Origin of the sequence: Enterococcus ureasiticus (assembly GCF_001730285.1) — a bacterium.
Lineage (GTDB): Bacteria > Bacillota > Bacilli > Lactobacillales > Enterococcaceae > Enterococcus_L > Enterococcus_L ureasiticus.
In genome coordinates, this window is record NZ_MIJZ01000014.1 from 22,687 (window position 1) to 44,554 (window position 21,868).

Annotated in this window: 25 protein-coding genes, 1 pseudogene and 1 riboswitch; of the genes and pseudogenes, 8 read left to right on the top strand and 18 right to left on the bottom strand. The window is 35.6% G+C overall.

The genetic code is table 11. The features are described 5' to 3' along the window. Positions 1-2 precede the first annotated feature (2 nt). Positions 3-704, bottom strand: a complete 702-nt coding sequence (locus BCR21_RS10905; RefSeq protein WP_069646497.1) for an ABC transporter ATP-binding protein — start codon at positions 702-704, stop codon at positions 3-5. Positions 705-903: 199 nt separating this feature from the next. Here BCR21_RS10905 and BCR21_RS10910 point away from each other — a divergent pair, with 199 nt between their 5' ends. After that, the gene (locus tag BCR21_RS10910; protein WP_069646498.1) at positions 904-1,572 is read left to right on the top strand and encodes a DNA/RNA non-specific endonuclease; all 669 of its coding nucleotides are present in this window, start codon (positions 904-906) and stop codon (positions 1,570-1,572) included. 135 nt (positions 1,573-1,707) lie between these two features. After that, on the top strand, positions 1,708-2,097 hold the full coding sequence (locus BCR21_RS10915) for a hypothetical protein (RefSeq protein WP_069646499.1): 390 nt from the start codon (positions 1,708-1,710) through the stop codon (positions 2,095-2,097). Between the two features lie 116 nt (positions 2,098-2,213). On the opposite strand, the gene budA is transcribed toward BCR21_RS10915, so the two are convergent. Both budA and alsS read right to left on the bottom strand, forming a co-directional pair. Further along, complete coding sequence (gene budA, locus BCR21_RS10920) at positions 2,214-2,927, bottom strand: acetolactate decarboxylase (RefSeq protein ID WP_069646500.1); 714 nt, start codon at positions 2,925-2,927, stop codon at positions 2,214-2,216. Positions 2,928-2,940: 13 nt separating this feature from the next. Then, positions 2,941-4,602: an acetolactate synthase AlsS gene (gene alsS / locus BCR21_RS10925; RefSeq protein ID WP_069646501.1), complete on the bottom strand. Its 1,662-nt coding sequence runs from the start codon at positions 4,600-4,602 to the stop codon at positions 2,941-2,943. Positions 4,603-5,047: 445 nt separating this feature from the next. Then, a riboswitch (M-box (ykoK) riboswitch) is annotated at positions 5,048-5,217 on the top strand. Between the two features lie 255 nt (positions 5,218-5,472). Between alsS and BCR21_RS10930 the strand changes: the two genes are divergently transcribed. The 3 genes from BCR21_RS10930 to BCR21_RS10940 are packed head-to-tail and all read left to right on the top strand — an operon-like array spanning position 5,473 to position 8,743. After that, complete coding sequence (locus BCR21_RS10930; protein ID WP_069646502.1) at positions 5,473-6,399, top strand: LCP family protein; 927 nt, start codon at positions 5,473-5,475, stop codon at positions 6,397-6,399. Beyond that, the gene (locus BCR21_RS10935; protein ID WP_069646503.1) at positions 6,396-7,577 is read left to right on the top strand and encodes an FtsW/RodA/SpoVE family cell cycle protein; all 1,182 of its coding nucleotides are present in this window, start codon (positions 6,396-6,398) and stop codon (positions 7,575-7,577) included. The genes BCR21_RS10930 and BCR21_RS10935 overlap by 4 nt, the downstream gene beginning before the upstream one ends. Further along, a complete protein-coding gene (locus BCR21_RS10940; RefSeq protein WP_069646504.1) occupies positions 7,574-8,743 on the top strand; it encodes an FtsW/RodA/SpoVE family cell cycle protein in 1,170 nt (389 codons plus the stop codon). The genes BCR21_RS10935 and BCR21_RS10940 overlap by 4 nt, the downstream gene beginning before the upstream one ends. 407 nt (positions 8,744-9,150) lie before the next feature. On the opposite strand, the gene BCR21_RS10945 is transcribed toward BCR21_RS10940, so the two are convergent. From BCR21_RS10945 to BCR21_RS10955, 3 genes are all read right to left on the bottom strand, one after another. Next, the gene (locus tag BCR21_RS10945) at positions 9,151-9,441 is read right to left on the bottom strand and encodes a DUF1292 domain-containing protein (protein ID WP_069646813.1); all 291 of its coding nucleotides are present in this window, start codon (positions 9,439-9,441) and stop codon (positions 9,151-9,153) included. A 247-nt stretch (positions 9,442-9,688) separates the two neighbouring features. Further along, positions 9,689-10,510: a hypothetical protein gene (locus BCR21_RS10950; RefSeq protein WP_069646505.1), complete on the bottom strand. Its 822-nt coding sequence runs from the start codon at positions 10,508-10,510 to the stop codon at positions 9,689-9,691. An 835-nt stretch (positions 10,511-11,345) separates the two neighbouring features. Further along, positions 11,346-11,582: a helix-turn-helix domain-containing protein gene (locus BCR21_RS10955; protein WP_069646506.1), complete on the bottom strand. Its 237-nt coding sequence runs from the start codon at positions 11,580-11,582 to the stop codon at positions 11,346-11,348. A gap of 104 nt (positions 11,583-11,686) precedes the next feature. On the opposite strand from BCR21_RS10955, the gene BCR21_RS10960 reads away from it, so the two are divergent. After that, entirely contained in the window at positions 11,687-11,866 is a 180-nt protein-coding gene (locus BCR21_RS10960; protein WP_069646507.1) for a hypothetical protein, read from the top strand. Positions 11,867-12,380: 514 nt separating this feature from the next. On the opposite strand, the gene BCR21_RS10965 is transcribed toward BCR21_RS10960, so the two are convergent. The 4 genes and pseudogenes from BCR21_RS10965 to BCR21_RS17300 form a co-directional block, all read right to left on the bottom strand. Next, entirely contained in the window at positions 12,381-13,184 is an 804-nt protein-coding gene (locus BCR21_RS10965) for a hypothetical protein (RefSeq protein WP_069646508.1), read from the bottom strand. 13 nt (positions 13,185-13,197) lie between these two features. Next, positions 13,198-13,731 carry a matrixin family metalloprotease gene (locus BCR21_RS10970; protein ID WP_069646509.1) on the bottom strand — a complete coding sequence of 178 codons (534 nt, stop codon included), beginning with the start codon at positions 13,729-13,731 and terminating at the stop codon, positions 13,198-13,200. 254 nt (positions 13,732-13,985) lie between these two features. Continuing rightward, positions 13,986-14,447, bottom strand: a complete 462-nt coding sequence (locus tag BCR21_RS10975; RefSeq protein WP_338031237.1) for a lytic exoenzyme target recognition domain-containing protein — start codon at positions 14,445-14,447, stop codon at positions 13,986-13,988. Beyond that, positions 14,424-14,651: pseudogene (locus BCR21_RS17300) on the bottom strand (peptidoglycan amidohydrolase family protein); the annotation flags it as partial. The gene BCR21_RS10975 and the pseudogene BCR21_RS17300, both read right to left, overlap by 24 nt. Before the next feature lie 32 nt (positions 14,652-14,683). Here BCR21_RS17300 and BCR21_RS10980 point away from each other — a divergent pair. Continuing rightward, on the top strand, positions 14,684-14,980 hold the full coding sequence (locus tag BCR21_RS10980) for a tyrosine-type recombinase/integrase (protein WP_069646510.1): 297 nt from the start codon (positions 14,684-14,686) through the stop codon (positions 14,978-14,980). Between the two features lie 277 nt (positions 14,981-15,257). On the opposite strand, the gene BCR21_RS10985 is transcribed toward BCR21_RS10980, so the two are convergent. From BCR21_RS10985 to BCR21_RS10995, 3 genes are read right to left on the bottom strand one after another with little or no spacing between them, the layout of a single operon-like run. Beyond that, positions 15,258-15,566: a DUF1292 domain-containing protein gene (locus BCR21_RS10985; protein WP_069646511.1), complete on the bottom strand. Its 309-nt coding sequence runs from the start codon at positions 15,564-15,566 to the stop codon at positions 15,258-15,260. Between the two features lie 45 nt (positions 15,567-15,611). Further along, on the bottom strand, positions 15,612-16,040 hold the full coding sequence (gene ruvX / locus BCR21_RS10990) for a Holliday junction resolvase RuvX (protein WP_069646512.1): 429 nt from the start codon (positions 16,038-16,040) through the stop codon (positions 15,612-15,614). Next, positions 16,037-16,306 carry an IreB family regulatory phosphoprotein gene (locus BCR21_RS10995; protein ID WP_010760982.1) on the bottom strand — a complete coding sequence of 90 codons (270 nt, stop codon included), beginning with the start codon at positions 16,304-16,306 and terminating at the stop codon, positions 16,037-16,039. Before BCR21_RS10995 ends, ruvX begins: the two co-directional genes overlap by 4 nt. A 255-nt stretch (positions 16,307-16,561) precedes the next feature. On the opposite strand from BCR21_RS10995, the gene BCR21_RS11000 reads away from it, so the two are divergent. Beyond that, positions 16,562-17,179, top strand: coding sequence for a class I SAM-dependent methyltransferase (locus BCR21_RS11000; RefSeq protein ID WP_069646513.1), 618 nt, complete (start codon positions 16,562-16,564; stop codon positions 17,177-17,179). 42 nt (positions 17,180-17,221) lie between these two features. Here the strand turns inward: BCR21_RS11000 and argF are convergent, their stop codons facing one another. From argF to BCR21_RS11025, 5 genes are all read right to left on the bottom strand, one after another. Continuing rightward, a complete protein-coding gene (gene argF, locus BCR21_RS11005) occupies positions 17,222-18,154 on the bottom strand; it encodes an ornithine carbamoyltransferase (RefSeq protein ID WP_084013306.1) in 933 nt (310 codons plus the stop codon). Between the two features lie 6 nt (positions 18,155-18,160). Beyond that, a complete protein-coding gene (locus BCR21_RS11010; protein ID WP_069646515.1) occupies positions 18,161-19,339 on the bottom strand; it encodes an acetylornithine transaminase in 1,179 nt (392 codons plus the stop codon). After that, a complete protein-coding gene (gene argB / locus BCR21_RS11015) occupies positions 19,336-20,088 on the bottom strand; it encodes an acetylglutamate kinase (protein ID WP_069646516.1) in 753 nt (250 codons plus the stop codon). The genes BCR21_RS11010 and argB overlap by 4 nt, the downstream gene beginning before the upstream one ends. Before the next feature lie 52 nt (positions 20,089-20,140). Continuing rightward, the gene (gene argC, locus BCR21_RS11020; RefSeq protein WP_069646517.1) at positions 20,141-21,172 is read right to left on the bottom strand and encodes an N-acetyl-gamma-glutamyl-phosphate reductase; all 1,032 of its coding nucleotides are present in this window, start codon (positions 21,170-21,172) and stop codon (positions 20,141-20,143) included. 218 nt (positions 21,173-21,390) lie between these two features. Further along, positions 21,391-21,780, bottom strand: coding sequence for a GyrI-like domain-containing protein (locus BCR21_RS11025; protein ID WP_069646518.1), 390 nt, complete (start codon positions 21,778-21,780; stop codon positions 21,391-21,393). Between the last annotated feature and the right edge of the window lie 88 nt (positions 21,781-21,868).

The window sequence follows — 21,868 nt, forward strand, 5'->3', positions numbered from 1 at the left end:
ACCTACCATTCTATCTCAGATACGGGTTTTGGTTCTTCATTGATCGTCACATTTCGAACCTTTGCATCATTGATACGGATCACACGGTCAGCCATTGGTGCGATTGCTGAATTATGTGTGATGATGATTACAGTAGTCCCTGTGTTACGGGCTGTTTCTTGTAAAATCGTTAGAATTTGTTTGCCTGTTTCATAATCCAATGCTCCAGTAGGTTCGTCACACAACAATAATTTTGGTCTTTTGGCAATTGCTCTAGCAATCGTTACACGTTGTTGTTCGCCCCCTGATAATTGTGCTGGAAAGTTATCTAACCGAGCGCCTAATCCAACTGATTTCAGTACTTCTTCAGGATCCAATGCATCTGAAACGATTTGAGATGCTAATTCAACATTTTCTTTTGTCGTTAAGTTGGGTACTAGATTGTAAAATTGAAAAACAAAACCAACATCATTTCTACGGTATGTAGTCAGTTGTTTTTCATTGAATTTTGCAATATCGGTTCCATCGATTACGATCTGCCCTTCGTCGCAAGTGTCCATTCCGCCTAATATATTTAGCACGGTCGATTTACCTGCACCACTTGGCCCTAGAATAACAGCAACTTCGCCTTTTTCTACTGAAAAAGTGATCCCGTCATTTGCAGCGATCGTTGTATCTCCCATATGATATCTTTTATATTCATTCATTACGTCGATATAAGCCATTAATTTCAATCCCCTCTCAAAAGAATTTTATCATAAGAAGGCAAACAAGTCCTCTGACAGGTCAAAAGCTTTTTGATTTTTTGATTTTTTTTCGTATAATAGATGGATGAGATTAAATCGGAAAAACGGTGAGTCTGAAAATTCTATTTAGTAAATGAGCTTTCTTTCTCAATCTCTGATAGTAGTTAGGAGAAAAAATATGGCCAGAAAAAAACAAAAACCGCCATTTAGTCCAGCAATTATGCTTGTGGCGGTTTTAATTATTTTAGTTTTGGGTGTATTTGGGGTTCAAGTTCCAGATAACATTCAAGAAATGTTCGGCATTCACACGCAAGAAAAAGCAAAACCTAGTACAACAAAACCTGTAAGTTCTACAAACCCAGGTCCTAAAGAATTAGGTCCTGCGTCTTTTTCAGCAGCTGAACTAACCGATAGTAAAAAAGGCTGGATTGATTACCACGCTTTAGATTCACTTGGACGTGCGACTGGCGCCGATGCCTTATTGAAACCTGCAATGGTCAATACAGGGACATCAGCCAATAAAGATATTCGTCCGCCCGGCTTCGTTTCGGGTTTAGAACCGACGACTCATTCTAGAGGGCATTTGATTGGTCGTCAGCTTGGCGGTTCAGGTGATGATGCAAGAAATCTCACTACATTGTATCAAACACCTGTAAACACACCTTTCATGACTAAATATGAAAATCAGGTTCGTCAAGCATTAGACAAAGGTGAAACCATTCGTTATCGTGTCACACCTATTTATGAAGGAACAGAATTGTTATGTAAGCAAATTGAATTAGAAGCTAAAGGGTTAAACAAAAATACAACGGTTGATTTTCGTGTTACGATATTGAATGAACGCTAGCTTATCAAATTAAACAGGCTAGTCTCTCGGGAAAAAGATAACATCTGATTGTGGCAAAAATCGCCGCACTATGACTTTCTTATTTTTCATTTGAGCTGAACGAGCCTGTTCAGCTTTTAAATCAGGAGGTACCTAATGAATTTTGAAAAAATCAAAAGACAACTAACTGAAACAGATCCACAAAGTTTTTTAACTGCAGTTTTAGAAAATGTACAAGATAAAGATAGTACGGTTATTTTCAGCCAAACCGTAGAAGAACAGTTTGAGCAAAACGTTCAGTACCTCGCCTCTGACGAAACAATTTCTTTAGATGATCTTTCCATTTGGAAGGAACACGGATTTCTAGTCGTAGCTCAAACAATTGATGGCGATTATATTGCTGGCACAATGGAGCAAACTTTTGTGATTCCTGTTTCACTTTATAAATCGGATATTGAATCATATGACCTATTTTTATCAGATTTTTTTATCGCGTATACAAACAGAACGATACACTCTCAAATTTTACCTGCAATGAATACGTAATTAAAAATAGACTGATGAATAACTGTAGTGCCCCCATAAAAAGTCTAACTTTTTATGGGGGCACTACAGTTTTGGTCTAATTTTTTCAGGTCGGTACACCTATATTAGACCTTTTTCTATTCAGCTTCTTGAATTTCTTTGTCTAATTCAGCATAATCAATTGCGGTATGAATAAACGTTTCGTCATTTTTGGGGAAATGTTGTAATAAAGAATCCATCGGTTCGATCTCGATTGTTCCTGTATCCAACTCAAAATCCATTAAATGTCCGCCAAAGGTTTGCTCATCGTCTATAAAATGCAAATGGAAATCTGCTGCTGCAACTCCTTGAAATAGTTCAGGTGTAAAGAAGCCCACTACGGTACCAGCCATATTTCCTTTTACAAACTCAGGTTGTTCTTTCGATACTTCAACTAAACGTTTATATGGTTTTTGTTGTTTGGGCATTACTCGAATATGGACTTCTTTGAAGTTTCCACGAATTTTAATTGCATGAAAAAGATTCTCACTTTTTAAATGTTCACGGATCAATGTGTTGATTTTTAAATTATCTACTGGTCCGTTCACCGGAAAAGTGATTGTTGGATTAAATGTAGTCACTGCGGCATACGGTGTTTCTTGTTCATCGTTTACTGCAATCAAGGCGCCATCTTCTCTTCCTTGAAAAGCTTTTCCATCTAAAATAATCAATTCTCCATCTAATCCTGATAAGGTACCGATCCCAAAATCGCCTTTTTTTAAAATATTAGCAATTGTTTCAGTCCCATCCATCAAGCCTGCCATTAAAGCACCTAACGTTCCGTGCTGATATAAGACTGTTTCTTTTGTCATTGTTATCACCTTTCTAATAAAACTGATCTGGTAAAATCGTTTCGCCAAGTTTTTCGTTGTCTTGGTAGTCAATTGGAATATCGATTACGACAGGGCCTTCTGTTTCTATTCCTGTCATAATTGCTGCGTTTAATTCTTGAGCATTTTCTGCCCGTAATCCTTTTGCGCCAAAAGCTTCGGCATATTTCACAAAATCAACAGGGCCAAAGTCCACACCTGAAATCCGATGATATTTTAGCTGCTCTTGAAATTCGACCATATTATAACGTCCATCGTTCCAGATCAAATGAATGATATTCAGTTTTTTACGGACTGCCGTTTCAAGATCCTGAGCAGAAAACAAGAATCCACCATCCCCTGAAACGGATATTATTTGCGTGTTTGGTCGAACTAATGCTGCCGAAATCGCCCAAGGGAGTGCCACACCTAATGTCTGCATGCCATTACTAAAAAGTAAATGCCTTGGTTCATAGCTTCTAAAATGACGAGCCATCCAGATGTAATGACTACCTACATCAACTGTTACTGTCATCTCGTCTGTTACGATACTTTGCAGTGTCTCAATAACTTCTAGAGGATGGATCAAGCCTTTATCCACTCGCTCTTTAACATCGTCCCGTTTTACTAGTTTTTCATGCAATTGATTTAAATAGGCTATCGCTTTTTCAGATAACACTTTTGCCTCAATACTTGGTAAAAGAACCGTTAATGTCTCTGCAATATCCCCAATCAATTCTCGTTCCGGTTGAAAATATTGGTCGATTTCAGCTGGCGTATCATCAATCACGATAATCTTGGAATCTCCTTCAGCATTCCAATTTCTCGCCTCATATTCAATTGGATCATAGCCAACAGCAATAACTAAATCACTACGTTTTAACAACATATCACCCGGTTGGTTGCGGAACAGACCAATTCGTCCAAAGAAATGGTCTTCCAATTTTCTAGAAATCACACCAGCGGCTTGGAACGTTTCAACGACTGGAATTCTTGTTTTCTCAACAATTTCACGAATTGCGTTTGCTTCTTTTTCAGTAGAAGCTCGCATCCCCACCAATAAAACAGGTAACTCCGCGGCTTGAATTTGTTTTGAAAGGTACTCGATATCTTCTGACGAAGCAGAACCAATTTTTGGATCACTTAGCGGTCTTATACCGATAGATTCTACTGGAGCATCAACAACATCTTGAGGAATACTGATGAAACTGGCCCCTTTTTTAGATGACTTTGCTAATCGATAAGCATTTGCTAAAACTTCAGAAATGGTCTCTGGATCTTGAATTTCTGCACTGTATTTGGTGATAGGTTCAAATAAGGCAGCATTGTTCATGCTTTGATGTGTTAATTTTAGTAAATCTCGTCGTTTCACTTGGCCGCCGATTGCCAGTACAGGATCTCCTTCTGCTGTTGCTGTCACCAAACCTGTTGCTAGATTGCTTGCACCTGGACCACTTGTCGCAACCACTACACCTGGATTTCCAGTCAAACGTCCAACAGCAGCTGCCATAAATGCTGCATTTTGTTCATGGCGCGTTACGATCAACTCTGGACCGTCATCGACTAGCGCATTGAACAAACCATCGATCTTCGCACCTGGAATCCCAAAGACATAATCAACTTGATGGTTCTTCAAACTTTCTACAATCACTTCAGCACCATTTCTGCTTTTATCCATCTTGTGTTACACTCCTTTTATCATCATGTTTCATTTATAAATTACCCTTAAATATGAAAGAAAATAACCAATAAATATATTAAAAAAACAATTATTATGATACAGTTAATAAACCTGTACTATTTTACGATTATAGCACGCAAACTATTTTTTGTTTAATCATTTGTTTCTCCAAAAAATACAGACAAAAATAAATACTCTTATTTCTGGTAAATTCTTCTGATTAAAAAGCCCAGGATTCTTTAATCCTATATTTAAGAAAAAGTAAAGAAAATAGCAAGCTGTACTTTTTTAATAATTTGTATTCGAAGGCTAGAATCCTCTACCAAACAGAATTATCCATTTTAAATAACAAATTTATTAGATTTACCATCATCGTATTATGAAAAAATTAATATTTAATTCATTGACTTTAGCTGAGATATTCACTATATTTAGGGCGATCTGAATAACTTGTTAGGTGAGGCTCCTATGGAAACACAGGCTACTGCTCAAAAATGTCGAAAGACAGTAATGGGTAGGACAGGAATTGTCGAATTAAGGCTTTTCACAAAGTAGCTAAAAGCTCTGCTTTTTACGTTTCATAGTGCTAAAACTCAACGATGAGAATGATGAAAAGCTCTTTTTGTGCTGAAATCAATTCCCCTTCGCTGAGTTATTCTAAGCGAAGGTTTTTTGTTTTGATAAATAATGTCGACAGAATTCTTAATTTTGGAGGTGGATATACAAATCGAAGAAGAAAATGTCTCTTCAACAAGACTGTGATTCATTATTTTTAGTAAAAAGATCTTTTTATCCCCCATCTAAATCAATTCCTAAAGCCAAACTTTATTTGATGATCAATTAAAAATGATTAGCGAGGAATAAAAAATGAAAACAGGAATGAAATTTTTAATTTGTATGATCCTTTTCGTTCTCTTGATTTTTATAGGAATCGGGAGTTACACGGCAATCAATTTTCATAATGGGAAAAAATCAGCTCAATCTCAAGTGAACAAGAGCAAAAACACTAATTTTTCTGGTGATCAACAGACAAATATGAAAGAAATCACGATTATGTTAATTGGTGATGATGGTCGTGAAGATGATGAAGATGGCGGGCGCGCAGATACTTTAATGGTCGCCCACTATAATAGTGAAACTAAACAACCAAAATTAATCTCGATCATGAGAGATTCTTATGTATCAATACCTGGACATGGATTAGAAAAAATCAATGCAGCTTATGCATATGGTGGGGCAGAATTAACTAGAAAAGTCCTTAAAGACTCTTTTGACTTACCAATCAATTATTATATTTCAGCTGATTTTAATAATTTTATTCGATTAATCAATGAGCTTTATCCAAAAGGGATTGAGATCGATGCGGAAAAAGATATCAATTTAGACAATGTCGACATCAAAAAAGGTAAACAAATCATGGATGGCAATACATTGTTACAGTATGCTCGTTTTAGAATGGACGAAGAAGGCGACTTTGGTCGTGTAAGAAGACAACAACAGGTCATGGACGCCTTAGCAAAACAATCTAAAGACGCCGTTTCCTTCTTGCAACTTCCAAAAATTGCTGGTGAAGCTGTCGGTTACTTAGATACTAATATTCCTACCGACCTCCTTATAGACTTGGCAAAAGATTTTCTAACAGGAAATGTAAAAAGTCTTGAAACGTTATCTGTACCAGTTAAAGGGAGCTGGTCATTTAACGATTACACTGATGCTGGCAGTGTATTAGAAATAGACGAGAAACAAAACCAAGAAGCCATTCATACCTTCTTAAGTGATGGAGCTGCAAAATGAAACAAATGAAGAGATTCTCAAAGATGCATTATTTAGACTTTTATATTTTGATCCCTTATTTTATCTTATGCGTCATTGGCATTCTAATGGTTTACAGTTCAAGTTCTTATCAATTATTAGATAGTGATCTTGGAACTTCTAGTAAAGCAATTAAGCAAACCGTGTATTTTCTTTTTAGTATCATTTGTATGAGTTTTGTTTATCGAATTAACTTGACGGTTCTTCGTAAACCTAAAATGATGTATTTTATTTTAACCATGACCTTCCTATCCATTATCGCTTTACCGTTTATAGGGACCAGTGTCGGCGGTGCCAAGCGTTGGATAAACTTGGGGGTGCTTTTGTTTCAACCATCGGAGTTAGTTCCTTTAGTAATCGTCCTTTATTTGGCTTCCAATTTAGCTAAAACGGACACACTTGTTCCATTTAGATTCAAGGATCATAAACGCTCACTGCTAGTTGCTATTTTCTTTATGTTTTTTGTAGCTTTGCAGCCGAATATCGCTGGAGCCTCAATGATTTTCATTCTTGTTTTAGTCTTGTTTTTATCTAGTGGACTTTCTCCTTGGTTTATGTCAATGGCTTTAATTGGTTTCGTTGCGATAAAACGGTTGGGAACAGTTCTTTTATTGTCGATTCCAACAAATTGGATGCCACAAAAATTCGGGTATTTAGTGACACGTTTTGAAGTGATGCAAAACCCTTTCATCGATCCAACTGGTAAAGGATTTCAAACGTCAAATGCATACTACGCTATGCACAATGGCGGTTTTTGGGGATTAGGATTAGGCAATAGTATTCAGAAAAAAGGCTTTCTTCCAGCTCCTGATACAGATTTTATTTTTGCTATCTGTATCGAAGAGTTGGGCTTGATTTTTTCTTTAGGGATTTTATTTTTAGTGTTCTTTATGGTCGCTCACTTATTCTTACTTGCGATAAGATCAAAAAATCTTTATTACTCTTATCTTTATATTGGTTGCGGTATGTTGCTTTTACTTCAAGTCTCTGTAAATGTAGGTAGTTTGTTAGGTTTTATTCCAATGACCGGACTGACCTTCCCGTTCATCAGTTATGGCGGATCTAGCTTACTGATACTGAGTATTACGCTTGGCATCGCTTTGAATGCTCGCGCTACGGAGATTAGAGAAACATCTAGGCAAGAAGGAGGTATTGCATGAGAAAAATGTTAAATACCAAAAGTGAACCAGTGAATTATGCCCTTCTGTTGCCTGTCTTTCTTTTGATATTAGTCGGTTTCATTGCTCAGTATGGTGCATTTCATGCGGATCCTTCTGTTGAATCAGTTGCACCTTTGTTGAGGAAACAGTTTTTATGGACTATTTTAGGTATTGTCACAATGTTTGTTACAATGTTCATTCCAATTAAATATTTATGGAAATTTACTCCTGCTCTTTACGGTTTATCGTTATTTCTAATGAGTTTACTTATAAAATTTCATGACCCAATAATGGCAGCCGCAACAGGTACCAAACGTTGGATTCGTATAGGGCCAATTTCCTTCCAGCCATCAGAATTCATGAAGCTAGGCTATATTTTGATGTTGGCCTATATTGTTACGAGAAGAAGACAAAAATCGTCGAATCCATCGACTTTAAAAGAAGATTTTCGTTTATTGGGTGAATTATCACTTGTCAGCCTCCCTGTTTTTGCTTTGATGTTTTATCAAAAAGATTTTGGAACAAGTTTAGTTTTTATTTCTATTTTTCTTGGTATGGTACTTGTTTCCGGTTGCTCTTGGAAGATTTTAACGGTCGGCTTTGGGATTTTAGGTGTAATTGGTGTCAGTGGTATTTTATTAGTTTTAACTGAACAAGGGCAAAAAATCCTTTCCTATCTTCATTTTCAGCCATATCAGTTTAATCGGATCCATGCTTGGCTCAATCCTTTTGAATATGCGGATTCAATTTCATTTCAGCAAGCTCGTGGTCTGACTGCTATTGGGTCTGGAGAGATGTTGGGGAAAGGTCTGTCGAATTTACAAATCTACGTCCCCGTTAGAGAATCTGATATGATTTTCACTGTAATTGGTGAGGCTTATGGTTTTGTAGGTACTTGTGCGTTGATTCTGTTATTCTTTTATCTAATTTATCAAATGCTGATCTGTACGCTAAATGCAAAACGTGAATTTTATGCGTATATTACGACGGGTGTGATTATGTATTTCTTGTTTCATATTCTTGAAAATATCGGGTCTAATATTGGTTTGTTGCCTTTGACGGGGATTCCTTTGCCTTTTATTAGTCAGGGCGGTACAGCTTATTTGGCTAATTTTATTGGGGTTGGGTTGATTCTTTCGATGTATTATCAGAAGGAGAAAGTGTAGCAAAAACTGTCTAGTGGTTTGAATTTAAAATAGAACTATGAAGTGAGTTTTTATAAAATTGCTTTATAGTTCTATTTTTTATTTTGTCTTAATATAGGCAATGTACTAATCGATTCTTTCTTAGCTATTGGTATTCGTAAATTTAAAAAAAGCCGAACCCTTATATTGCAAGGATTCAACTCTCTTTTAATTTCTATTCTTCTTCTTCCACCATGAATGATGAAAGTATTTCATAACGTTTTATCTATCGTCATTTAGTGACTTTTAAGAAGAAAACATGCATAGCCAATCACCGAATATCATTAACTATTTTGCTAATGGCATTCATTTTGGCATTCACTAAAATTCTCATTAGCATGGGGCGCATTTATTTTTCTATAATTGGTTTAATGGTAGAATTACTAGGTTTAATCCATAAATTGATTAAAAACTTCTTCAATCATATCCCATTCAGCATCAGTTTTAATTGAAGTCAAATCCCCTCCTGTACCTTCTTCATTCTCAACATAACTATAAGCCTCTAGTTCTATATCTTCATGGTCACTATTAGAAGGATAAATTAACATGTAATTCTTTCCAAATTCTTTTTTTCTGTCGATTGCTAGTAAAACTTCATATGATACTTCTTTTCCAGATTTATCTAATAAAATTGTTTCATCATTATCCTCATGATAATCATTATATGTAATAGTCGATATGTCCGTATTTTTTTTTGAAATACTTCTTAAATCTTCAACCTTTGAAAAGGATTGTTCAATTGGCAAATCACTCTTTTGTTTAGGTGAACAACCACATATAGATAAGCACAGAACCGTAATCAAAACACTAATCAAAAATTTGTTCATATTTAGCTCCTTTATTAAAATTTGATTCAGTCTTATCTACACATACAGACAAATATAAAGACAAAACCACCATGCTAGTAGATTTTTTTCGTTAAAATTCTCATTTACTCGAGAGATCATTTTTTCCTAATTTCTTACCTTTTAGGTACTGTCTTAAGACAAATAAATATATACTAATGAAAATTGAAAGCATCACAATCGTGTAAAATCCTTTTTTTTCTTGCGCCCACCATCCAAGCACTAAAACTATTGATAATAACATGAAAAGTATTATAGTTATAACTTTCTCTGACGTTGTGTATTTTTTCAAATTTATTAGTCTTTTCAATGTTTTATAATAATATTTATATCTTGCTTTTTTACGTTCTTCAATCGTTTCCAATTTAAAGTTTTTATTATTCAATTTAGAGAACTCTATAATCTTAAATGTTTTTATTTCGTCAGTAAACAATACTCTATCTTTTGTAATTCGCTTTAACACATAGAATTTCCTATTATTAAACTTTAAATAGACCCGTCTTCTATAATTACCATACCAAAACGAACGAATATATCCGTGACATACACCAATAATTAGAACAAATGAAAATACTAGTATAATTGATTGTATCTTTGTATTTCTATTTTCATTTGTTAAATACTCCTTATATTCTTTTTCGCCAAAGGAATAGTGTCCACTTGTTAATACATCATATTGAACTGACTTGTTTAACTCGTATGAAGAGTATATCAAGAAAATGATAATAGAAATATAAATTATAGTAATGCAGAGATTAAAAAATTCTCTAAACGCTCTATTGTAGTTCGTTTCAATACTAAATTCTATTTGTGTAGACCATAATCGATCAATGAAAAATTTTATTAAAACTCCCATTATTCCTAATGATCCTATTAATTTTAATATGTCAAGAAGTTGATCCATAGTATACCCTCCTTGCCTAATCATACCAATAGTAAGAATAAATATCTACAAAATATTAAAAAAAGTCAGCTAGTCCATTGTCCTACCTTGCTATCTCTTATCAAATTTACTACAAGACGGGTTACTATAAATAACTTGCCGAAAATATCAGTGTAGTCCTAAAGTAACGAATCGGGAATTTTGACAAGTCCTCTTTTCATGCCCTAGTGTTTCGTTAGGCCGTCGTTTTCAAAGCAACTAGGTAGATTTTGATACTTTGCTAGATAGCGGTGTAGTTATGCCCTAGCCGTCTACGAGGTCATGCTAACATAGTGAATATTGTTCACGCTGTTCTTAGAACAGAAATAGCTTATTTTTAATAACTCATCCTGTGTCAAACCCTATTATATCAATGTTTATAGACCAAAAAAGTTGAAAAGCGGCAATTTTGAGAAGAAAGGACTACACCGTTCTATTTTTTATGAAGGCTTGTAATTTTAGATACAGGGGGGTACAAAAAGTGTGCTACATTTTCAGAGTCGACCCCATCCACCGGTTCCCACGTTACATATTTTAATCTGAAATAATTAGACTGGGGGGGTTAATCTTTAAAAGATTGTATTCATCATTTCCTTTGTAATTGCTTAAACAAAAATACCCACCTGATTAATGTCGATAGCATTTCATAACATTTTATCTATCGTCATTTAGTGACTTTTAAGAAGAAACCATTCATAGTCAATCACCGAATATCTTTAACCATTTTGCTAATGGCATTCACTATAAGTCTCACTAGCGTAGGGTGCTATAGTAAAAAATATTATTATAATCAATTTATTACTATTTTTTGAATCGTTCAGCTCTTTAACTTCCGTCTAACTACATGTTCAAAAAGTGCGATACTGCTAAACTTCCATTCAGCACCTACTTTTACTGCCGGTATATTTCCGCTTATAGCTTCTTTTTTGCAAGTACTAATACTAATTCTCAAGAAATCAGCAACTTGTTTCGTCCCCCACACTTCGTTAGGAATTGCTTGTTCTGACATCAGAACTTTTAGATCATCTAAATTTACTAGTGCTAGATTTGTCATTTTAACTTTCCACTTTTAATTTGGCATTTCAGATGTGTTCTTTACTCTTTTCTCTTGTATCATACTACTACGCCCATCTATAATAAAAAAAGGAGATGATAGTTATGGAAAAATCTAATATAGGGAATATATTTTCTAACTGCTTTGAGAATCTGTTACTTAATTTATTAGAAAAGTATTTCGATAAGTTCGCAGAACTTGCTGAAGCTAGAGTAAATAAACCAGTATTCATTAAACAAAAAAACGCGCTCAAATATTATGATGGTATCGACGCAGCAACTTAAAAAAGTATGAAGATTTAGGTTTGAAACGTTGCAAACCTATTGAAGGTGGCGTCGTATTTTATCAAACATCTGAATTAGATCGATTTGTGTTGAGTAATCAAAATTAAAACAAAAAAGGCGTTGCAGGATGTGAAAAGTTGCTGATAACCAATAGCTTTTTTATTATTTACAAGTCTATTCGTTTTTTAACAATCAGTCATAGCGTTTCAACTAGAATACAATTTTATCTACTACTTTTCAACTATTAAAATAATTCCCTTCCCTCCTTGAGTATATTATCGTAGGGAGGTTTTTATATGGATCAGATAATTATAATTAGATGGTAATGTTGTAGGATTGATTAGCGATAGCAGATCGGCTTGTTAGGAATTTGAGAGTATAGAGGATGCTGCAGAGTTTATAGGTTGTTGGTATTGAGTGCTGATATTGAATTTAAAATTGCTAGACTGTGCGAAAAAAGTGTACAAAAATAAGCCTACCTCAAACTAAGAGATAGGCTTTTAGCCAATAACAGCTATTTTATTATGACTTTATTCATATCAAGCTTATTTCCATGCCCTTCAATACGTGCTTGAATTTCGGGGGCACTTAACATAGTATCTCCTATTTTATCAAATGTCTCTTTCTCATTTTCTACTTGTTTTTCAATTTCCTCTACTTTAGTCGAAGAATCAACGATATCCTCTACAACACTCCTAGTTTGCTTATCTAAGTTCATAGGCGCATTTTCCAACGGAAAATTACTAGGTGCTTCCCCTCCAGGTAGAATAGCTAATTCTCCATCTAGAACAAAAGTTAGAAAAACATAGGTTTTGCCCACCTCAGGTATAATATCATTCTCTATTAGGGTTAAGAACTTCCCTTTTTCTTGCCCATCGCCGTTTCCGAAATAGTCTCTTGAGGCTTGAATTGTTTCACCTGTCGGAAGGTCACCCCTTAAGTTATCTATCACATTCAATTTAAAATTGGTTTTTGGTGTATTGCTAATCAATTTTCCGTTCTCGTCGTATACTGGATTGGGATATGTTGTTTCCATTTCTTCCAAAGTCGCAACAAAAATATTATCCGCTTCCAGTGTTTTTCCTTCAAGTGTGGACGCTCCCATATAAGAACTTTCTAAAACAAGGATAGAGAGTGGCGTTTCCCACGTGTCTACATCATTTTGATTTTCTAATCCTAATGATGCTAGAATATCTTTCGTTTGTGAAATTGATGTACTTGTACTTTCCTTTTGTTCACTTTTCTCATTTTTACATGCCATAAGTGAAATAAGAGTTACACTTAAAAGCATTACTAATCCAAATCTGGTTATTTTCATTTTTTATCTCCTTCTACCATCTTCTTTTTGATGCAAGTAATCCAGCTCTGTCGTCTGCTGTAGGAAGATTATTTACAACACCCGGACCAAAGCTAGCATACATCACATTCTTAGAACCTGGAGAATGCCATAATCCTAAAGCATGTCCAAATTCATGTGTCGCAATCATAAAACCAAATTCTTCTTTATATGGGTGGTTACTCCGAATCATGTAGTAATCATTAAACTCTATTGTTCTATTACCTGAAGATGTGACTCCACCCACTTTATTTGCACCTTTATTGACATCATATAACCTTACATTAGCAGCTCTATCCATCCGTTGAATAGTACCTGGCGATTGTTTGTTCCAATGAATATCTGCGTGCGCTACTTGCAAGCTATGTTTCGTCCCTGGTTGATTGTACCTTAGAATCTTATTAGAGCCACCCAACCAATAATTCCAAAGTGCATATGCATCTGCTTTTTCCGGTTTCATAAAAACACAAAAAAACATGACCATGATTACTCCTACCAACACCTTTTTTTGTTTTATCTTATTCCCCATTCTTCCCAATTCACTCCTTCTCCCTAAATGTTAATTATATCTTCCTTATAATGAACAGTAAATCTCTTTTTGTAAACAGAAATAAAGGTCAATATTTTATGTAATCCTCCAATCAAGGAGGACTATTTAAACACAAAAAAATCCCATCTCAAAAGAGATGGGAAAGGAGAAGAACGAAAAAAGTGTTAGTTGTTAATTGGGTTACTTAAACCTACTATGTCTTATAAATTTTTGCAAATATTATACTTATTGATTTATCCATACATAAGTTGCTGCTTGCTACCTCTTACTAACCAAACCTCGCCTGTAGGTTGAGTAAAGTTAAACTTACGATAGTTGTGTCCATGATCGTTTACGGCTTGACCTGTGTCAGAAACCCTAGCCTCATTAAAAGCAAAATACATACCAGGCCTAATCATTTCTTGATCTGCTAACATTGCACCATTGCCTGGATCAATCATATCCACATCTGTAGCGTTTATACCGTTATCGGTCCAATCAAAACCAACTGGAGCCAATGAGTTACGACGGATTTTCCACATGTCGTTGATAAATTGTACATCATCCACCCTGTAACCATACCGTCTTTTTGTTGGAACAGGTTTGGGCTTTGGGGCAGGGGTGACAAGCTTGCTGTCTGATCCAGTATAACGATAAATCGTGATTGCCGGTTGTCCGTTGTAACCCCAGATTGTATCATGATTATTAACAGTAATACCATTATAACCATAGTTACAATGGATAATATTGTTATTATCATCTACAAAAATGCCCGTGTAACCTGCAGCTCATAACGTGTGGCCACGAGTACCCCAGATGAAAACATCCCCTCTTTTAGCTGGATAGTTGCCGTTTACTGGTTGGACATGTTGCCATCCGTTATGCTCTAAATCATTAAGCAACGTTTCTTTATTGCCCATCGATCCAGCTTTTAAAAATCCGCCAGTAATCAATGCATTATAAACAGCAACTTATTTTCAGTAATCTTCAAAATGATTATTTGCAGCCGACTATTACCAGAAAATATATAAAACAAGTTTGCGAAAAATATGAACTGAAAGAAATAACTACTCATGGCTTTCGACATACTCATTGTAGTCTATTTTTTGAATCCGGTGCAACAATTAAAGAAGTTCAGGAACGGTTAAGACATTCAGACGTTCAAACTACCGTGAACATCTATGCTCATGTAACACAAGACAATAAAGAAAAGACTGCTAAATTATTTGCTAATCATGTTGGAATCTAGTTCAATCGTATTCAATAAAAAAATAGACAGTACAACCGCTGTACAAACCTCTGTAAATCAATGTTTCTACTGTCTGTCTCCATAAAAGTTGTGGTGACGGCGGGAGTACAAAGACTAATGCTAACTAGTGCTAATATACACTAACATATAATTTTTTACTCTTTTTTATTTTTATCAATGTGAACCAATATGAATAAATTAAAACGAAATGGCATTCACTAAAACAAAAGAAAAAGCTGAATCCCTATATATCGAGGATTCAACTCTCTTTTAATTTCTATTCTTCTTCTTCCGCCATGAATGTATTGAAAACTTCTTCAATCATATCCCATTCAGCATCTGTTTCGATTTGTTGTAATTCGCCTTCTGTTCCTTCGTTGTTTTCGATGTAAGCGTAAGCTTGCAATTCAACATCATCTTCTTCTGGAACACCAGCTGGATAAAGAAGTACGTAATTTTTACCGAATTCTTCTTGTCCGTCAACTGTTAAAAGAATTTCGTATAACGTTTCGTTCCCTTGTTCATCAACTAAAGTGATGTGTTCATGTCCTTCATGATCGTGATCATGGTTATGCTCTTCTGCCATTGTTTTGCTCTCCTTTTATCTTACACTTGTTTTTTTACAAGTCGATTAAATTTTATTGCTAGCGCCATCTAAATAATTTTGCAAAATCATGACAGCAGCTACCTTATCGATTACTTTTTTTCTTTTCGCTCTGGATGTGTTTGCTTGTTCGACTAACATCCGTTCTGCTTGAACCGTGGTCAGACGTTCATCTTGATAGGTAACAGGAATTTGGAACATCTTTTCGATTTTCTTTCCATACGCCATTGACGCTTCGGCTCTAGGTCCGATCGAATTGTTCATATTTTTTGGTAAGCCCACAACAAAGCGAGTTACTTCATATTCTTTGACTAATTCCGCTAAACGTTCAAAACCAAATTCTTCCTGCGCTTCATTGATCCGAATGATTTCCACACCTTGAGCTGTCCAACCAAATGGATCACTGACAGCAATTCCTACTGTCTTAGAGCCAACATCAAGTCCCATTACTCTCATCGAATAGTGATTCCATGATCAGATAAGTAATATTTAACCAGCTCTTCCATGATTTCATCTCGTTCGTGACGACGAATCAAATTTCGAGCGTCTTGGTAACGAGGAATGTAGGCCGGGTCTCCAGAAAGCAAATAGCCCACAATCTGATTGATCGGATTATATCCTTTTTCCTCTAAAGCCTTGTATACAGTAGCCAGAGTCTCACTTACTTCCTTCTTACGGCTGTCATCAAAATCAAAACGTACAGTTTCATCTGTAAAACCCATTTATCTACACCTCACTTTTATTCTATTCATACAGTTTCATTCTACTAAAAACAAACCGAAACTACAAACAAAACTTCATATTTTCTGATATATATTAAAGATTTTCTTTAAATTTAAGGAAATTGGATGATTATCGGGGAAATAAAGGAATTTTAGCATCAATTTTGACAGGAGATGGTCAAGTTTTTTTCTAGCCATTGTTTTTTTATTGTATACTATTTTCAAGAGTTCAATATAAAATAAAGGAGTTTTTTTATGTTAATTGGGATTATTGCTGTGTTTCTTGTGTTATTGGTCTATTTATTCCAAATTTTATTAAAACAGTCAAAAAGACCTACTGGAATTATTGGTACGTGTATGATGTATCTTTGGAATAGTATTTACCTCCCTTTGGTCAAATGGGCGATGAGCAATATTACGGTAAATGACGGAATCACAATTTTAGATATTGGTGTCGGCAATGGTGCTTCAAGCGATTATCTCTTGCAGCAAACAAATCTGTCCGCTGTCACTGGTATTGACATTTCTGATGACGCGATGGCACAAGCCAAAAAGAAATATTTAAACCAACGGATTGATTTTAAAATAATGGATGTTCATGATCTTATATTTGATTCTGAAACTTTCGATCTCGTAACTGCTTTCCAAACACATTTTCATTGGGATGATCTAGGCCTGGCCTTACGTGAAATCCATCGTGTTCTCAAGCCAAATGGTATCGTAGTTTTTGCTTGTGAGACTGCAAAAATCAATTACTTTTTGGCTCAATTAAAAAATTCAGCTGATTTTCAAGTTTATACGTCTGAAATTGGATTCATATTTATCGATCAACACGTAACAAGTCAATGGACAATGTATACGTTTCGAAAATAAAAAATGACACAAAACGAAAAATCGTCTAGTATCATTTCTTTTCTATAGATTTGCCATGAGTTTGACCATCAAAGCCTTTTGAGCATGGAGACGATTGGCTGCCTCTTCATAAATCGCAGAGTGTGTTCCATCAATAATATCAACTGATACTTCTTCTCCTCTATGAGCGGGTAAGCAATGTAGGAACAAATAATCCTTTTTAGCTTGAACAGAAAGTCGATTATTGATCTGGAATTCCTTAAAGATTACTTCCCGTTCTTTTTGTTCACTTTCATCGCCCATACTTGCCCAGACATCTGTCACTAAAACATCAGCATTTTTGGCTGCTTGATCTGGATCATTCACAATTTCGATTATACTACCACTTACTTTTGCATTCTTTTTAGCAAGCTCAACAAATTCCGCTTTTGGTTCATAGCCTTTGGGCGTTGCGATACTGATATCCATCCCCACCAAACTTCCACCGATCAAAAATGAATGCGCCATATTATTTCCATCGCCAATATACGTTAATTTGATTCCTTCTAGCTTCCCCTTTTGTTCATAAATCGTTTGAAAATCAGCTAGTATTTGACAAGGATGATGATCGTCTGTTAGTCCATTGATAACAGGAATTGACGCTTCCTTTGCAAGTTCAGCAACGATTTGATCTGAATAGGTACGGATCATGATCCCATCCACATAACTGGACATCACTTTAGCAGTATCTTTGACTGGTTCCCCCCGACCCATCTGCGTACTTTTTGAATCTAAAACTATCGCTTGACCGCCAAGTTGAATGATCCCCGCTTCAAATGAAACACGCGTTCGAGTGCTATTTTTTTCAAAAATCATAGCTAATATTTTCCCAGCTAAAACGCCTCTATACGCTTCAGGATCAGCTTTTATCGCTACAGCTAGTTCAATGATCGATAGAAATTCTTCTTTCGTTAACTCTGTTAAATTTAAAATACTTTTGCCATACATGGAATTCATCATTTATCAATCTCCTTTTTCTGAAAAGCCTGTCTGTTTAGCTAGATTATGTAAGACTTTTTCAATGATCATTAGTCCTTGATCAATTTCATTTTCTGTGATTGTTAATGGTGGTAAAAGACGTAAAACGTTTTGACCAGCCTTTAATGTGAGTAAACCTTCGATTTCTAATTGATCCAATACAATCTTTAATATATCTTGATTTGCTAACTCGATACCAATTATTAATCCTTTACCACGAATCGCTTTGATCATTGAAGTTTTTTCTGCTAGTTGGTTTAGTCCTGTAAAAAGCTGTTGACTTTTTTTCTGAACATCCTGCAAAAATTTTGGTTGATTGATGCGCTCAACAACCTTGTAAGCAACACTCATCGCTAACTTATTTCCTCCAAAAGTAGAACCATGACTGCCAGGACCAAAAAATTCTGCCAAACTAGTTTTACCAACCATTGCTCCTACAGGAATTCCATTGCCTAAGCCTTTCGCCAATGTAAAAATATCCGGTTCGATCTGGTACTGTTCATAAGCATAGAAAGTGCCTGTCCGGCCGATTCCGGTTTGAATTTCATCGATGATCAACAAGGCTCCATACTCTTTGCAAAGGGACTGTACAGCTTGAATCCATGACTCTTCAGCTGGTAATACACCGCCTTCGCCTTGAATCAATTCCAACATGACAGCTGCAGTTTGCTGGTCGATTTCCGCTTTTAATAGCTCAATATCATTAAAAGGTACATAAATAAAATCAGGAACTAATGGCTCAAAACCAGCATGAATAATCTCTTGACCTGTCGCACTCATCGCACCATATGTTCGACCATGAAACGAATTTGTAAAGGTAATGATTTTGCTTTTACCAGTTGCTTTACGAGCTAATTTAATTGCAGCTTCATTCGCTTCCGCTCCACTGTTACAAAAATAACTGACATATTCTTTACCATTTGCTAATTTCTCAGCCACTTGTTCTTGTAAATGATTTTCATATAAATTCGGTGTATGCCATAAAAGATTAGCTTGTTCCAATAGTACTTGATTTAGTTCAGGATCATTATACCCTAAATTCATTACGCCGATTCCACTAGTAAAATCAAGATAGCTTTTCCCAGTTTGATCCGTCAGTGTACATTTAGAACCTTTGATCAATTCCAGCTCTTTTCTTTGGTAGTTTGGAAATAAGTAACTCATGCAAAAACCTCCTTTGATTTGATAATAGTTCCGTCGTATTGGATTTGATTTGTGATATGAACTTCTTTCACGCCACCTTTGATTGCTGTTACAGCACTTTCTAATTTTGGCAGCATTCCGCCTTTGATGATTTTGGCTGTTTTAAGTTGGGGAATTTCATTGGTGGACAGTTCTTTTAGCCATTGATTTTCCTTTTTCACACCTGGAACATCCGTTAACAGGTACAATTTTTCAGCCTGCAATTCCTCCGCTACTTTACAGGCTACATGATCCGCGTTGATATTCAACCACTCACCTGTTTTCGTTAAGCCTAAGGGGGCAATGATTGGAATATGCTTAGTTTCAAGTAGATGTTCTAACAATTCTGTATCCACCTGCTTGACTTCGCCAACTGAGCCTAATGTATTTTTATCAAGAAACGTTCCTGTAATGATTTGACCGCAAGAGGCATTTAAGCCCACGACTGAAAACCCTTCTTGTTGAAAATGAGTGGTAATCATCGGTTGTACTTGACCAATCAACACCATTTGGGTGATTTTTAACGTCTCTTCTGTCGTTACCCGCAGACCATCTTTGACTACTACGGGTACATTTAAACGCTGCATCATTTCAGAAATATAATGGCCGCCACCGTGAACGATCACAACTTTTTTCCCCTCTTTTTGCCATTGATCGACCTGTTCAAAAAATGATTTTGTTAAGTTATCGCTGGCTACTCCACCCATCTTTATAACAATGACTTTCTTCATAATTGCCGCTCCCTCTAAGTTTTGAACCTTCATTTTAGTTCATAATCAATTTTTATGGATAAATCGGTATATGATCCAGACCGCACCGTTCATCAAAACCTGCAAAAATATTCAAGTTTTGAATCGCTTGCCCAGCCGCACCTTTGCCTAAATTATCGATGACTGTTACGATCGTAATCATGTTCATTTTTGGATTATAGGCTAATCCAATATCACAGTAATTCGAACCAATCACCTGCTTAAGTACAGGATAATGACCGACTTCTTGGACCCGAATAAAAGGACTCTTTTCAAAATGTGCTTGATATAGCTGAACTAATTTCTCGTCAGAAATCGGCTCTTTTAGTTTAGCGTAAGCGGTTAAGAAAATGCCTCTAGTCACTGGAATCAAAGAGGTTGAAAACTGGATTGCTGAAAGCCGTGGTTCCCATTTTTTTAACTGTTGGATGATTTCTGGGATATGCTGATGGCTGTTCATTTTGTACAACGTCATATTATCATGTGTTTCGGTGTAGTGAGTCATTTGCGATAATCCTTTGCCTGCACCTGAAATACCTGATTTCGCATCAATAACGATGGAATCTAAAGCTAATTTATCACTTTTCAATAATGGAGCTAAAGATAACTCTGCCGCCGTCGCGTAACAACCAGGATTCGCGATCCACTTTGATAGAGGTTTGTCTCGATACTCAGCTAAACCATAATCAAATTTTTGAAGTATATCTATTGAAGCACCAGTTGTACCGTACCAGTTTTCGTATTCCCCAACTTCTTTTAAACGAAAGTCTCCCGATAAATCGATCACAGGAAAATCAGCTTCAATAAAAGGCAGTGCCAACTCTTTTGAAATACCTGAAGGTGTTGCTAAAAAGACCAGATCACTTTTTTTCATAATTTCATCAGGATCGATTTTTTCTAAGGGTAAAGAAATAAGTTGTTTTAAATGAGGGGTAACATCCTCTAATGATTTTTTATTCATTGAATGACTATGGATCGAAACAACTTCAACAAATGGATGTTGTCTAAGATAACGTAAAAGTTCCAGCCCACTGTACCCAGTCACACCAACAATTGAGACTTTCATTTACTTCACTTCTTTTCTTTTTATTTTTATCAAACGAGTGTTGTTTTTTATATTATAAGTTTTCTCATTATACAAGTCAATGGTTTTTTATTAATTTATTATTCATAATTAAATAAATATGCATTTATGAACATTAGCATTCATTTTACTTTAAATAAAAATAAGTCTGGATAAAAGCTCAATTGGCTTTTATCCAGACCTTAAATAATTTTATACATTTATACAGAAAGATAAATTACGATTGTCCCATCTGCTTTATAATGTTCAACATCGGTCAAATAGGTACGTTTTTTTTCTAACGCTCCGTCTTCCCAAATTTTCTGCCAAGTTTCCCCTACACTTTTTGGGCTTGCCTCTGCTACTGGAATTTCTACATACTCACCAGCATGAATGACTGAAATCTCAGGAAAATCAGCTTGTTCACTCCCCACCAATAAATCATAATCCCCTTTGAAATTGCTCTCATAGTTTGAATATACCGCGAAAAACTCCCCATCTAGATGCATGTCAGGCACCTTGTTCCACAAAGCGATAATTTCATCCAAGCGATGATTATTTGTGCGGATTTTCTTGCCTTTGATTGTTTTTTCTGTTAATTGAATGGTCATTTCCTTCACTCCTTTTCATTTATAAACTGAGCTTAACACAAAAATGATGACAACTGTCTGTCAGCATTTCATTCAATTTCCATTTTTT